Source organism: Endozoicomonas sp. (genome assembly GCF_031844845.1).
In the GTDB taxonomy this organism is placed as follows: Bacteria; Pseudomonadota; Gammaproteobacteria; order Pseudomonadales; family Endozoicomonadaceae; genus Endozoicomonas.
On record NZ_JAVRMB020000025.1, the window covers coordinates 1 to 13390 of the forward strand.

Sequence of the window (13390 nt, forward strand, 5' to 3'; positions counted from 1 at the left end):
CGTCAATGGCGTGAGCGAGGCATTCCAGATCATGAGACACTACGTAAAGAGGTAAAAGCCTGGGAAGAAAAGAGAAATAATCACAACACGACGATGGAATGGCGATTTACCACTGAAGATGCACGGATCAAACTGAAAAGACTTTACCCAGCCTTGCCAGAACTTGATTAAAGGGAATAAGGCGTACAGTCAGATTTTCCTGTACTGGGAAAAATAGTCTGACAGATCAGACATATGATACTGCAAAGTGGTAACGGGTAGCTGTGTCTGAAAAAACATGTTTGCGAAGAAAAATAGCCTTTTTTTTGTTGAAATCAGGAATGATCAGTTTTTTTTGTGGCTGACTAATTAATCAGTCAAATAAATCAGCGAAATGACCATTACTATATATCAAGTATGGAAAGACGAAGTACTAGCGTGGAAACGAGATCAGGGGAAAGAAAAATTTCAGACATAAAAAAACCAGCCCGATGGACTGGTTTTTTTAATTGGAGCGGGAAACGAGGTTCGAACTCGCGACCTCAACCTTGGCAAGGTTGCGCTCTACCAACTGAGCTATTCCCGCAATGAAGATGATTATAAGGCTTCTTCATACCTTACTCTTTATAAAAAAGAATAGTGGCGTCCCCTAGGGGACTCGAACCCCTGTTACCGCCGTGAAAGGGCGGTGTCCTAGGCCACTAGACGAAGGGGACACATTTACATCAAACGATGTTTGGTGGAGCTAAGCGGGATCGAACCGCTGACCTCAACACTGCCAGTGTTGCGCTCTCCCAGCTGAGCTATAGCCCCAAATCAACCTGCTGCATTATGCCATTTTTCAGAACAAATACAACTTATTGAAACTTTAAAAATTGGCGTCCCCTAGGGGACTCGAACCCCTGTTACCGCCGTGAAAGGGCGGTGTCCTAGGCCACTAGACGAAGGGGACGCAAAACCTTCTTATTTAAGTGACAACCATCACTCAAACTCTAGATTTTGAGCGGGAAACGAGGCTCACTCTTATTAAAAAAAAGTGCGACCTCAACCTTGGCAAGGTTGCGCTCTACCAACTGAGCTATTCCCGCAATAAAGCGTTTAAAGACTTCTTCATGTCTTATTTCTTTATAAAAAAGAATTAGTGGCGTCCCCTAGGGGACTCGAACCCCGGTTACCGCCGTGAAAGGGCGGTGTCCTAGGCCACTAGACGAAGGGGACGCAAAACCTTCTGCTTTAAATCACAATCGCAATTTAAATTCTAGATTTGGAGCGGGAAACGAGGTTCGAACTCGCGACCTCAACCTTGGCAAGGTTGCGCTCTACCAACTGAGCTATTCCCGCATATCTCTTCACAAAACTCTTCATAAAAAGATGGTGGAGCTAAGCGGGATCGAACCGCTGACCTCAACACTGCCAGTGTTGCGCTCTCCCAGCTGAGCTATAGCCCCAAAACTTCGCAGCAACCATACTAAAAGTATCCAGTAACTGCTTTAGATTCAGTGCCTTTCGAAGAACTATTTAGTGCCCCCGAAACGCAGGGCGAATGATATGGATGCCCCCCTATCCTGTCAAGCATCGCTTATAAAAATTATTATTAAATAACTGGGCAGTTATAAATGTACGTATAAAAAAGGCCGGTATTTCACCGGCCCCAGAGAAAAGCACTTTAACTTAATTAAAGAGCAGCAAACTCTTTTTCCAGTCGCTTCGCTTCTTTCTTGGAAACACCACCGAGCACGTCAACAGCATGACGCAGACGGGCACGGGTCATATCCGGGCCAAGAATCTCCATGGATTCCATAACAGACCAGGAGTTTGGTGTTCCGGCAATGGCAACAAAAATCGGATGATTGAAGTCACCGAGTTTGATGTCCATTGCTTTAGAAAGCCCTTTAATTTCCGAAAAAATTGCATCACGTTCCCACTGGCGAAGCTGCTCCAGCTTCCACAAGGTAAACTGCAGCACTTTCTTCACACCACCTGCTTCCAGCTTTTTATGGGCAAAGTCTTCAAGCGACAGATTCAACATACCTGAGAACATAAAGGAGGCAATGGGCGCAAAGTCACTAAATCGCTCAACACGCTCTTTTGCCAATGGCAAAAACTTCATCATGTAGTCACGGTTAAGCAACCAGTTACCAAGGCGATCAGCAAACTGTTCTGTGGTCAGGTTTTCACGAATCCAGCTGGCGTTCAGCCAGGATAACTTCTCCTGATCAAAGATTGGGCCGCCGAGGGACACTCGCTTGATGTCAAAGTCCGCCATCATCTCACTCAGGCTAAACTTCTCTCTTTCATCCGGCATTGACCAACCCATACGACCAAGATAGTTCAACAAAGCTTCTGGCAAATAGCCCATATCCCGGTAGTAAGTAATACAGGTCGGATTCTTCCGCTTAGACAGTTTGCTCTTATCCGGGTTTCTCAAAAGAGGCATGTGACAAAGCACAGGCATTTCCCAGCCAAAGTATTCATACAGCAACTGATGTTTGGGCGCGGAGTTGATCCACTCCTCACCACGTATTACATGGGTAATTTCCATCAGATGGTCATCCACCACATTGGCAAGATGATAGGTTGGCATGCCATCAGCCTTAACCAGCACTTGCATATCCACCTGAGACCAGTCAATTTCGATGGTACCCCGGAGCATATCATCGACTTTGCAAACACCCGTATCAGGTATCTTCATCCGAACCACATGTGGCTCTCCGGCATCCAGTCTCCCCTGAACCTCTTCTTCCGTAAGATGCAAACAGCGTCCATCGTAACCTGGCATCTGTTTATTAGCGGTCTGCTCAGCCCTTAATTCATCAAGACGCTCAGAAGAGCAGAAGCAGTGGAAAGCATGACCTTTGTCCAGCAGAATCTGGCCATGCTCCGCATAGATTGCACGACGTTCACTCTGACGATAAGGACCATGAGGACCACCAACATCCGGACCCTCATCCCAGTCCAGTCCAAGCCAGCGAAGGGAATCCAGAATTTGCTTTTCAGACTCAGGCGTACTTCTGGTTTGATCGGTATCTTCAATACGGAGCAGAAATTGTCCACCCTGACTCTTGGCAAAAGCCAGGTTAAACAAGGCAATATAAGCGGTACCGACGTGGGGATCACCGGTTGGGGAAGGTGCAATACGGGTGCGTACAGTCATGAATTTGCTTTCTCAATAAAGCCAGCCCCTCGGAGAGAGGAGACTGACAGAATGCCAAAACAACCATTATAAAACGGAGAGCCTGCAGCACCCAAATATTGATTCGCTTCAAGCAGGTTCAAGTCTGCCTTTTTATCCCCAAACGGGTCATTAACCAGCCAATGGTTGTCCCCTGAATCAGCAGAGAGAAAAGCACAACCGCCAGTGTCATCTCAATAATCAGGTGCTTTTCTGCCATGGAATCAGGAATAGATAACATCAGGGCAACAGGCACCACCCCCCTGAGTCCACCCCAGAACATAACCTTCATGGAGTTGCCATCCACTTTGTCACTTAACGGAATCAGATTACTGACGGAAAGCAACAGGTACACGACCAGGAAACGCGCCAGCAGAACCGTCACAATGGCAATCAGCAGGGTGGGGTAGGTGTGACTGATATGGCCAGCATCCCTTAGCAGAAAATCCTCACTCAGCCCCAGCAGAAGGAAGATAAAACTGTTGGCAACAAATGCCATAAACTCCCAATACGGATCCAGATGGCGAAGCGTCATAAAGTCAGCCATTGCCCGTCGACCATAACTGCGGGTAATAATCCCGGCAGCAATCACTGACATAACACCCGAGGTCTCAAAGACGTAATCAGCAATAATAAAGCTGGCAAAGGCGAGAATGGTGGTCAGGGCAATATGGACATAAGGCATGCCCCGGGATAACCGGAGAAGCGCTAACATTCCTGCGCCCATAGCTGTGCCAATGAAAATCCCGCCAAAGAACACCCGGAAGAATTCTATAATCGACGCAAAAACCGTACCGCCCGTTATCCCGGTACCCGCCTGAATAATTGAGAGCACAATACCAAACATAACGATGGCCGTTGCATCATTAAACAAGCTCTCCGCATCCATAAGCAGAGACAGTCGCTCAGGCGCTTTTACCTCTTTAAAAAGAGCGATAACAGCCACAGGGTCGGTGGCAGAAATCAGGGCACCAAACAGTAACGCACCGGCCAGAGACACCGGGGTAAGCTCTCCCAGAATCACACCAATCACCAGCGTAGACAACACAACCCCAAAGATCGCCAGAATCAGAACCGGCACCAACCCTTTTATAAGAGCCGATAATTTAATATTGATGGCCGCCTCAAAAACCAACACGGGTAACAGCACATACATGATCAAGTCATGAGTCAAAGACAGACGAAGAACCGGTGCCAGTATGTCACTGTATTCAGCAGCGATTCCGAGCGCCATACCAATAATGACCAGCCCGATCGTATAGGGAAAACGAAGCCTTTTAAGAAGAATTGCTGAAATGGCCGCTAATAAAAAGAGACCACAGAAAATCAGCATGGGGATGGCAAGGCCTGCGCCAGAATGTGTTACCGACATTTCCTGTTCCGTTGATACCTGTACGCCGCTCTGCACAATGTGACAAATAGCGGCATTTCAGGCCATGACTGATATTCACTCACGGCCACGTTGGCCAGTCTGGCCATAACTCGACAAACTTCAGGAATGGCGAGGTGAAAAGTAAAACCAGAGGTAATGCATGGCAACATACAAAACGATTACCGTCGCTACCAGCAGTTCGAATCCGGCCAGATGGTTAATAACATCACAAACCTTCTGATAGCCCTGGTGATTAAGCAGATCCGCCAACTTGAATAACGCGGTAGCCCCAATCACCATTGGAAATGTGAAGGCAGCGTAACCCGGTGAAAACGGCAGGCGCAGTAGACGAACAAACGCAATATAAACCAGACTCGTCATAAAAATAGCCAATGGCAGCAAGACTGCAACCAATAAATAGTTTGGCTGGTCAGTTATGGACAAATAACCGGCTAGAGAAAGGCTTGCTGGCGCGGCCATGATGGCAAACGTAGGCAAAGCGGCATCAGGAATCGTTTCTCGGAAGATCAGTCGATAGAACATGACCGGAAGCTTCAGGAAGTAGAAAATGATGCCAAAAACAAACAACAGGAACACGAGTTTTTCATGCCCCATGCCTGCACTGGTAACCGCTGCCACAATGATGCCCACAGGAGGAACAAACCAGCTTGGAACCATATGATGCAATCGGAAATCATTCAGCCTGTGAACCGTAAAACCGACAAATAAAAGAATATGCACAATAACAGCCAGCAGCCAGAGTCCTTTGGCAAACCAGGGCACTACTGAAAGCAGTGACTGAGCGATAACCATGGTCGCCATGGCGCAGGTGGGCATAACACTGCTAATCACAGGATGCGCCAGCTCTTCCCAAAACAGCTCCGGGTTAGTCACAAACTTCAAAATAATAGCCAGCACCAGAAAACCACCAATAAAGGCAGAACTCAGCTTAAACCACTCTGCATACATGGGCAGGACAAATGCCCAGAGCGATCCAAGACTGCCAATACCCAGAGCAAGACCACCCAGCGGAGTAGGCACCTTCCTGAGACGAACACTCAAACCTGTTTTATGCATTGGCAAGCCATCTTCAAATTGACTAACAACAGCCACTGGTACTCATCTCCTGAAAGTAGTTTCAATAAAGATATAACCCAACCTAATATAAGAAAAATCAAACTTCTTAATATATAGATTAAATTTTGTTTATACTTAATAGAATTCAATAAGATAGCTAACGTGCTCGCTGTTTTCTTTTCAAGAGAGCCAAGAGCGCCAAAAGAGTCAGGACCATGCATATCACGCTAAGACAGCTACAGGTATTCAGAGCCATAGCCACCCTTGGCCAGGTTCAGCGGGCAGCCCGCCAGCTCTACCTCTCCCAGCCAGCAACCAGCATGGCCTTGTCTGAACTGGAAAAGAACCTGAGCTGCCCACTGTTTGATCGGACCGGCAACCGCCTGATTATTAACTCAGAAGGTAAAAAACTACTCCCTCTGGCCTGTGAATTATTGGATCGCAGTGAAGAAATCACTCGCCTGTTCAGCGATAACGATCACCACAGCGGCAAGCTCACCATTGGCGCCAGCACCACCATTGGTAACTACCTGCTGCCGGAAGAACTCGCCCGGTTTGAAAGAATCAACCCGGAGATTTCGGTGGCGCTGGATATCCACAACACCACCACCATCATTGAGAAACTGGCAGCACTGGAAATTGACCTGGCTTGCGTTGAAGGACCCTGCCAGCACCCGGGCATAGAAACCATTCCCTGGCGGGAGGATCAGCTGATTCTCTTTTGTGCCAGCGATCACCCATTGGCAACACATAACACGATAACTATTGAACATCTTGGGCAGGCAGAATGGATTCTTCGGGAGACTGGTTCCGGGACACGCATGCTTTTTGAACTCCATATTGGTCAGCATTTGCGTCAAAGGCACCTGAAGATGGAGCTTAATCAGACGGAAGCAATCAAAAGCATGGTGCGTTCAGGCATTGGTATCAGCTGCCTCTCGGAGCTCTGTATTGCTAAAGAGTTGGCTCAGGGTGATCTGGTACAACTCCCCTTCCCAAAACAACCCATGAAAAGACAGCTCTGGTTATTACTGAATAAAAAGAAATATCGAAGCGGGTTAGTGAAACGACTGTTGAAAAATCTGGAGAATTAAAGCACTGACTGACTGGACATAAAATAAAATCAGTCTACTTTTCAGGAACCATTAAGAAAAATTAATGTATCAGCTCATGTGCAAATCATTCAAAACACATGTTTTTTTAACTGCTCTTTTGTCTGTTTTTGCAGTGAGCTGCACCAAGGTCAATGGGAGACTTCAAGCAGTGCCGGATATTAACGCAAGTATCAATAATATTAAGCTCATCTTATGGGATCGTGTTGACGAAATATATGTGAAAAAGGGGGCTGGGCATCCCGAAACACATGATGGTAAAGTCGCCTGCAAATTATTTGGCGGTTTCAAAACTGAAAAGGCATCGAGCACTGACACTCTACCGAATAGAACATTTTTCGAATTATCTGAAGAAGATAGAAAAGACGAGGTTGCCCGGAGTTACATAGTTTCTCATCAATGGGCATATGAAGTGGCATTAGCTCAAGAGTTAGAAAAAACTGAAAGCAAATCTCTTAATAAACCTCTTTCAGAATGGGATATTACCATTGTTTTTTTGACCCCAAGGATGCTAACTCCCTTTTGCATGGGCTCCAGGGAAGATGTTGCCACGGTAGCACCAAAAGCTATCGTGAATGATACACAACGATACAAAACAATTGCAGATAGATATGACTCCGTCAGAACTCTATTAAAATCAAAGAATGTTTCCATCTACTCTTATTATCCGGAATCAGGAATAAGTAGCCGTGTGGAAAAAGAAAGAGAAAACTACAAAGCCTTTCTAACATGGGCAGATAAAGAAGGATACCGTTTCTATGACCGGCCAATGAAGCACATAGAAAAAGTACCAAAAGAACATGTGGGTGCGGTTTACCTTCTGAATCCACACACCCCTCCCGATACGAAAGGGCAGGCATCTGCCTCGGAAAATCCACTGACTGATGTAGTGCGCGGGTATAAAGAAAAAAATGAAAACGTGCACGCCACCGGCGTCAGGGCAGCTCAAGCCAAAGATGCTGAAGACTCCAAGCCCATCAAGTTCGCACTCTATTCAGGCTCTCTGGCTGATCCTGACCAAGTTCTTCTGGATCACATTACCAACCTGGCTGAAACTATACGGTCAGGGATAGAAGAAAAGGCAGAGCGGTAGTTAATTTCAGCCTCGTTCCCACGCCCTGAGGCTGTCGCAAAAGGTAACCTGAACGGTCTCGACGTAGGTCGGTTCGCTTGCCGACTCATGACCAAACCGCCATGCACTATCAATGCATGGTTACCGGAGAGCCCGGTTGTCGGCTCCCCTGAACGGGGAACCTACCTATGGATAACCTTTTGCGACAACCTCGCTCTGCGTGGGAATGCATACCGACCCACCGCAGCGGGAACAAGCAAGCCTGTTTTTTTGAGACAACGTCTTGATAGCATAAAATAAGATAAAATAAGACAACGTTACGATCACGTCACAAACTTTATGAAACCTGAGGCCTGAAAATCACCTTGCCCAGAATAGCGCCAGCGGAAGGAAAACATGTGGTGACGGCTCCCCGCTCGATTGCACCCACAGGGCATAAAGGCGGGGGTTTACGACGGTTTAACTGATTTTTATATCCTGTTATTAAGTATTTGTACCAAAATATACATAGACGCTGGCCTTCAACCGATGACAAAGCCTGTCGGTATCTCTAGAATTGCGCCCCTTTCCCTAAACAAACTGGCTTAATTCCCATGGAAAAAGTGATTGAAACGCCTGACGCTCCTGCTGCCATTGGCCCATACTCTCAGGGTATGCGCTTTGGCAATCTGGTGGTTACCTCCGGACAGCTGCCAATTAATCCGGAAACCGGAGAAATTTCAGAAGATACCAAAGAACAGGCTCATCAGTGCCTGAAAAATCTGAAATCGGTATTAAACGCAGCTGGCAGCGGCATGAACCGGGTGAAGAAAGTCACGGTTTTTGTCCGCGATATGGAAGAGTTCACCAACATCAACGAAGTGTACAAGCAATATTTCAAGGTGCCTTTTCCCGCTCGCAGCCTGGTAGAAGTGGCTCGCCTGCCAAAAGACGTCAAAGTGGAAATTGAAGCTCTGGCAACTGTTGATTAAAGAACCGACTTCGCCACCAGAGCTGCTCTCAATAAAAGAGCCTTGAGAGCCTGATATCCAACGGGGGGTAGCCCCCCGTTACCACATCAGATCATCAGGAATCTCATAATCTGCATACCAGTCCTGTTCCTCTTCAGAAAGGTCACCGGTTTGTTCATTCTGTACAACAATTGCCTCGGGTTTACGTTCTGCTATTTTTGATGCCACTGGCGCAGGAATAACCCGAAACTCCTCCCCCAATACAGCCAACGCCAACAACCCCCGGGTTAACTGGTTCAATTGCTCATCAGTTACGTAGATTTTTTTAACCTTGCTATCATAAACAAACTTGTACTCGGCCTCTCCACGCCCTCTGGAGACCGTGTTGGTTTCGATCAATTGACGAACTTGGGCGTCTATCGCTTTATTTTGTCGCTCTTCTTCCAATTTACGATTCAATTCACGATCGTTTTCTATCTGAGCCTGTCGCTCCTGCTCAAGCTCCCGTCGACGCTGTTCCTGATCTGTCATCTCTCCGGTTTTCGCTGCCTGCTGCTTTTTTTTCTTTGTACTGGTTTTTGCTTTCAGCGCCTGTTGCTTGGTGGCCAGACCCGCTTTCATTAGCTGGTCGCGAAGTGATTTGCTCATAATGCTTTATACCAAAGGAAAAACAGAAAACCGGATCTTAGCAATCCCTTATAACAACGGCCAGCACCAAGGGAACCGGCCATTCAGAATATACCATTGTCATCCCCACTCAGGCGGGGATGACAATGGTAGTATAAACCGGCATTCAAGACTTTTTGCAACATCCTCGGGATCGTGGGAACGAGTTCATACCATCGTCTATTCACTACGCCCGCTTTTTTTCGCCTCAGCACCCAATATAGGAAGCAGTGTCTTTTGAACTGGCCATTTCATGGCAGCTGGTACAGAACTCATCAGAACTGGTGACAGACAGTGAAGTATCAAATCCGGTTTTCAACAGCAGGCCCGCCACCACACCTGCTACGATCAGAAAACCAACTGAAAGAGTGCCGGATGGCTTCCTCAAAAAGCCAACCCATTTTTTTATTTTCATACTCTGAACACGCCCCAGCCCTTCGTATCAGGAAATTCTGGGATAACGCAAGAAGCGCTGTGTTGACGGATATTAATAAATGAAGGGGAATGTCTGCTTTTTGTAAATAAACAGAAAAGAAATAAGCTTGCTCCCACGCAGAGCGTGGGAATGCATACGGCACTGGCCGTATGCCCCAGTGCTTGCTGGTAGTCCATAGTCTGAATTGCCACGCAAAGAGTGAGAACGAGGCTCAAAATAAATGACTGGATATTAAAAAGCCCGGCAATAGCCGGGCTTTTTACAACAGAAAATGATCTTCCGGGGACGTTAGTTAATGAACATCCTTCCAGAACTCGCGTTTGAGCAGATACGCAAATACCAGGAACACCGCCAGGAACAGGAATACATAAATACCCAGCTGCTTCCGCTCCTCCTGCATAGGTTCTGCGGAATAAGCCAGGAAGTTCACCATATCGTAAACCATCTGATCATATTCAGCTGGAGCCATACTCCCTTTCCTCTCAGGGTCAATCGTCAAGCCACACAGCTTATCGCCGGTCAGAGGATCACGGGCTGTTGGGTCAGTATCACCGCAATTGTCAATCTGAACCCCCTGAAGCTCCAGCAAGACATGGGGCATACCCACATCCGGAAAGACCTTATTATTCACGCCGTAAGGACGCGCTGGATCTTCATAAAAGGTTCTGAGATAGGTATACAACCAGTCCGGACCACCTTTGACACGAGACACCAGAGTGAGGTCTGGTGGCGCAGCGCCAAACCAGACCTTGGCCTCTTTAGGATCCATGCTGTTATTCATTAGACTGCCAATTTTGGCACTCTTATCAAACATCAGGTTATCCATCATCAGGTCGTGGGGAATGCCCAGATCGTCAGCAACCCGCTCATAGCGCTGATATTGAGTCGAGTGACAACCAGCACAAAAGTTCTGGTAATTCTTGGCGCCACGCTGGAGAGAAGCCTTGTCAGACGGATCAATATCCGCCTTATCCAGAGGGTATCCCCCACCCGCTGCTGCCGCCAGCGATGAAAACAGCACCGAAACCAGAAACAACTTAATGGTCAGTATTATTCTTTTCATTAGCCCGTCACCCTCTCCGGTACAGGTTTGGTTTTCTCCCATCGGGTATAGAAGGGCATCAACAGGAAGAACGCAAAATAAATCAGCGTACAAACCTGGGCAAGCAGTGTGTAAGTTGCTGTGGTCGGCTGAGTACCCAGCCAGGTCAACAGAATAAACACAAAGGAAAAGACAACAATGCTAACCCTGCTGATAATGCCTTTATAACGCCAGGACTTCACCGGACTCCGATCCAGCCAGGGCAGTACGAAGAGAATGGCAATAGCTCCCCCCATGGCCATGACACCGCCCAGTTTCGAGTTGATCGGCCCAATATCAAAGGTGATCGCTCGAAGAATGGAATAAAACGCCCCAAAGTACCAAACCGGTGCAATATGCTCTGGCGTCTTCAACGCATTGGCGGGTTCAAAATTGGCATGTTCCAGGAAGTAACCACCCATCTCCGGGAAGAAGAAGAGAACTCCGCAGAACACAAACAGAAACACCACAACAGCCACAAGATCCTTCACTGTGTAGTAAGGGTGGAAGGCAATACCATCCAGCGGTATACCATCAGGCCCCTTATTCTTCTTAATCTCTACGCCATCCGGGTTATTAGAACCCACTTCATGGAGTGCCAGAATGTGCAAAACCACCAGCCCCAGGATAACAATCGGCAAGGCAATCACATGCAGGGCAAAGAAGCGGTTCAGGGTAATACCGGAGATCAGGAAGTCACCACGAATCCACTGCTGCAGGTCCGGACCGATCACCGGAATAGCACCAAACAGAGAGATAATGACCTGAGCCCCCCAGTAAGACATCTGCCCCCATGGCAGCAGATAGCCCATAAAGGCTTCGCCCATCAGCGCCAGATAGATGGCCATACCGAAAATCCAGATCAGCTCACGGGGCGCTTGATAAGAGCCATAGAGAAGACCACGGAACATATGACAATAAATCACGATAAAGAACAGAGAGGCTCCGGTTGAATGCATATAGCGAATCAACCAGCCATATTCCACATCCCGCATGATGTACTCAACAGAAGCAAAGGCAGCCTCGGCACTGGGTACATAACTCATGGTTAACCAGATACCTGTCAGTAGCTGATTCACCAGAACCAGCAACGCCAGAGACCCAAAGAAATACCAGAAATTAAAATTTTTCGGCGCGTAATATTTACTGAGATGCTTTTCCCACGCCTGGGTAACAGGCAATCGGGCATCCACCCAATCCATTAGTTTATTGCCCATCACGCATTCTCCTCGTCGGTACCGATAATCACGATGACATCGCTTTCAAAGGAGTAAGGGGGGACGACCAGATTGGCTGGGGCGGGAACTCCTTTATAAACGCGCCCCGCCAAATCAAACCTGGAACCATGGCAGGGGCAGAAATAGCCACCCTTCCAGTTGGCATCAAACTCTTGCGGCTTGACTTCAGGCATGTATTTGGGAGAACAACCCAGATGGGTACAGAGTCCAACCAGAATCAGGTACTCATCTTTAAGGGCACGAGAAGTATTCTTTGCGTACTCGGGCTGATCTGACTTTTCAGAATCCGGATCTCGCAGACGATCCTCATCCGTCTTCAGCTCATCCAGCATTGCCTGAGTTCGACGGACCACGAATACCGGCTTGCCCCGCCATTCGTAAATCACCTGCTGACCCGGTTCCAGCTTGCTGAGGTTGACTTTGACCGGAGCACCGGCAGCTTTTGCCCTGGCACTGGGATTCCACGACTTAAGGAAAGGCGTAGCAACCCCAACAGCCCCGGCAGCCCCCACCACCGAAGTCGCTGCCACGAGAAAGCGGCGCCGACCTTTGTTTACGCCGTTGTCACTCATTAATCGACTCTCCCCATCCGGGCTGTGCCCAATGACTTCTTGTTGTTCATGGGTGGGATATCAGGCTGGTCAGAAGTTTATCAACTTATTATTGAAAAATGATTTCCTGACGAAGACATCCTCGAATTATACCTACCCACACAGGTGGCAGTGAGTAATTATACGGGTTTTAGCGCGCAAAAAAAATGCCCGCCGGACAAAGTTGGGCATTGTTTATCGAGAAAGCCTTATTATTTTTCATGAGACAAAGACTCTGCCAAAACTCAACGGAACTTTTTTGATAAACAGATACTCCAACACTCCCCGAAGACACTTTGGAATCTATCTGGCTTTGAGCGAAAAACAAGAAAAATGGTCTAAGGGAAGTGGCATGGTAGAAAGCACCAGCCCTCCATCATTCCCGCGAAGGCGGGAATCCATCGCGAGCAGTGGATCCCCGCCTTCGAGGGTGTCGCAAAAGGGCAAAACACCCCCCCGACCGTCATCCTCGCGAAGGCGGTTGTCGCAAAACCCTCCTCGCTCCCACGCTTTTAGGCCCTGTGGGTCCTGCGTGGTAGCGCCAGGACCCAACCACAGACACGATTCCTGCGGTTGGCTATGCATTCCCACGCAGAGCGTGGGAACGAGGTTCCTGGTGGGTTTTGCGACAGCCTCCTGCGCGGG

General features: G+C 47.9%; 11 protein-coding genes and 8 tRNA genes. 3 read left to right on the forward strand and 16 right to left on the reverse strand.

Annotated features, from left to right (window positions below; genetic code table 11):
- Positions 1-489 precede the first annotated feature (489 nt).
- From RM811_RS01205 to RM811_RS01255, 11 genes are all read right to left on the reverse strand, one after another.
- Positions 490-565: transfer RNA gene (locus RM811_RS01205), tRNA-Gly, on the reverse strand.
- A gap of 54 nt (positions 566-619) precedes the next feature.
- Positions 620-695, reverse strand: a tRNA-Glu gene (locus RM811_RS01210).
- Between the two features lie 21 nt (positions 696-716).
- Positions 717-792 (reverse strand) — tRNA-Ala (locus RM811_RS01215).
- A gap of 63 nt (positions 793-855) precedes the next feature.
- A tRNA-Glu gene (locus RM811_RS01220) sits at positions 856-931 on the reverse strand.
- A 50-nt stretch (positions 932-981) separates the two neighbouring features.
- Positions 982-1067, reverse strand: a tRNA-Gly gene (locus RM811_RS01225).
- Between the two features lie 54 nt (positions 1068-1121).
- Positions 1122-1197, reverse strand: a tRNA-Glu gene (locus tag RM811_RS01230).
- A 47-nt stretch (positions 1198-1244) separates the two neighbouring features.
- Positions 1245-1320: transfer RNA gene (locus tag RM811_RS01235), tRNA-Gly, on the reverse strand.
- Between the two features lie 31 nt (positions 1321-1351).
- Positions 1352-1427, reverse strand: a tRNA-Ala gene (locus RM811_RS01240).
- A gap of 227 nt (positions 1428-1654) precedes the next feature.
- Positions 1655-3133, reverse strand: coding sequence for a glutamate--tRNA ligase (gene gltX / locus RM811_RS01245; RefSeq protein ID WP_402519981.1), 1479 nt, complete (start codon positions 3131-3133; stop codon positions 1655-1657).
- 118 nt (positions 3134-3251) lie between these two features.
- A complete protein-coding gene (locus RM811_RS01250) occupies positions 3252-4523 on the reverse strand; it encodes a cation:proton antiporter (protein ID WP_402519983.1) in 1272 nt (423 codons plus the stop codon).
- Between the two features lie 120 nt (positions 4524-4643).
- The gene (locus tag RM811_RS01255; RefSeq protein ID WP_402519985.1) at positions 4644-5636 is read right to left on the reverse strand and encodes a TDT family transporter; all 993 of its coding nucleotides are present in this window, start codon (positions 5634-5636) and stop codon (positions 4644-4646) included.
- A gap of 179 nt (positions 5637-5815) precedes the next feature.
- On the opposite strand from RM811_RS01255, the gene RM811_RS01260 reads away from it, so the two are divergent.
- From RM811_RS01260 to RM811_RS01270, 3 genes are all read left to right on the forward strand, one after another.
- On the forward strand, positions 5816-6694 hold the full coding sequence (locus RM811_RS01260) for a LysR family transcriptional regulator (protein ID WP_402519987.1): 879 nt from the start codon (positions 5816-5818) through the stop codon (positions 6692-6694).
- A 64-nt stretch (positions 6695-6758) separates the two neighbouring features.
- On the forward strand, positions 6759-7805 hold the full coding sequence (locus tag RM811_RS01265; RefSeq protein WP_402519988.1) for a hypothetical protein: 1047 nt from the start codon (positions 6759-6761) through the stop codon (positions 7803-7805).
- Between the two features lie 572 nt (positions 7806-8377).
- Positions 8378-8755: a RidA family protein gene (locus RM811_RS01270; protein WP_402519990.1), complete on the forward strand. Its 378-nt coding sequence runs from the start codon at positions 8378-8380 to the stop codon at positions 8753-8755.
- Positions 8756-8833: 78 nt separating this feature from the next.
- Here RM811_RS01270 and RM811_RS01275 read toward each other — a convergent pair whose 3' ends face one another.
- The 5 genes from RM811_RS01275 to petA all read right to left on the reverse strand — a co-directional run bounded on the left by RM811_RS01275 (position 8834) and on the right by petA (position 12727).
- Positions 8834-9382: a DUF2058 domain-containing protein gene (locus RM811_RS01275; RefSeq protein WP_402519992.1), complete on the reverse strand. Its 549-nt coding sequence runs from the start codon at positions 9380-9382 to the stop codon at positions 8834-8836.
- Between the two features lie 226 nt (positions 9383-9608).
- Positions 9609-9815 (reverse strand): NapC/NirT family cytochrome c, encoded by a 207-nt coding sequence (locus RM811_RS01280; protein WP_402519993.1) that lies wholly within the window; start codon positions 9813-9815, stop codon positions 9609-9611.
- A 313-nt stretch (positions 9816-10128) separates the two neighbouring features.
- Positions 10129-10899 (reverse strand): cytochrome c1, encoded by a 771-nt coding sequence (locus RM811_RS01285; RefSeq protein WP_402519995.1) that lies wholly within the window; start codon positions 10897-10899, stop codon positions 10129-10131.
- A complete protein-coding gene (locus RM811_RS01290) occupies positions 10899-12134 on the reverse strand; it encodes a cytochrome bc complex cytochrome b subunit (RefSeq protein WP_402519997.1) in 1236 nt (411 codons plus the stop codon). The genes RM811_RS01285 and RM811_RS01290 overlap by 1 nt, the downstream gene beginning before the upstream one ends.
- Positions 12134-12727 carry a ubiquinol-cytochrome c reductase iron-sulfur subunit gene (gene petA / locus RM811_RS01295; protein WP_402519999.1) on the reverse strand — a complete coding sequence of 198 codons (594 nt, stop codon included), beginning with the start codon at positions 12725-12727 and terminating at the stop codon, positions 12134-12136. The genes RM811_RS01290 and petA overlap by 1 nt, the downstream gene beginning before the upstream one ends.
- Positions 12728-13390 lie beyond the last annotated feature (663 nt).

What these genes read in the sequence shown, in the direction of transcription:
- RM811_RS01275 (WP_402519992.1), bottom strand. Translation starts at nt 9,382, where the DNA reads ATGAGCAAATCACTTCGCGACCAGCTAATGAAAGCGGGTCTGGCCACC.
- petA (WP_402519999.1), bottom strand. Translation starts at nt 12,727, where the DNA reads ATGAGTGACAACGGCGTAAACAAAGGTCGGCGCCGCTTTCTCGTGGCA.
- RM811_RS01250 (WP_402519983.1), bottom strand. Translation starts at nt 4,523, where the DNA reads ATGTCGGTAACACATTCTGGCGCAGGCCTTGCCATCCCCATGCTGATT.
- RM811_RS01265 (WP_402519988.1), top strand. Translation starts at nt 6,759, where the DNA reads ATGTATCAGCTCATGTGCAAATCATTCAAAACACATGTTTTTTTAACT.
- RM811_RS01280 (WP_402519993.1), bottom strand. Translation starts at nt 9,815, where the DNA reads ATGAAAATAAAAAAATGGGTTGGCTTTTTGAGGAAGCCATCCGGCACT.
- RM811_RS01290 (WP_402519997.1), bottom strand. Translation starts at nt 12,134, where the DNA reads ATGGGCAATAAACTAATGGATTGGGTGGATGCCCGATTGCCTGTTACC.
- RM811_RS01285 (WP_402519995.1), bottom strand. Translation starts at nt 10,899, where the DNA reads ATGAAAAGAATAATACTGACCATTAAGTTGTTTCTGGTTTCGGTGCTG.
- gltX (WP_402519981.1), bottom strand. Translation starts at nt 3,133, where the DNA reads ATGACTGTACGCACCCGTATTGCACCTTCCCCAACCGGTGATCCCCAC.
- RM811_RS01270 (WP_402519990.1), top strand. Translation starts at nt 8,378, where the DNA reads ATGGAAAAAGTGATTGAAACGCCTGACGCTCCTGCTGCCATTGGCCCA.
- RM811_RS01260 (WP_402519987.1), top strand. Translation starts at nt 5,816, where the DNA reads ATGCATATCACGCTAAGACAGCTACAGGTATTCAGAGCCATAGCCACC.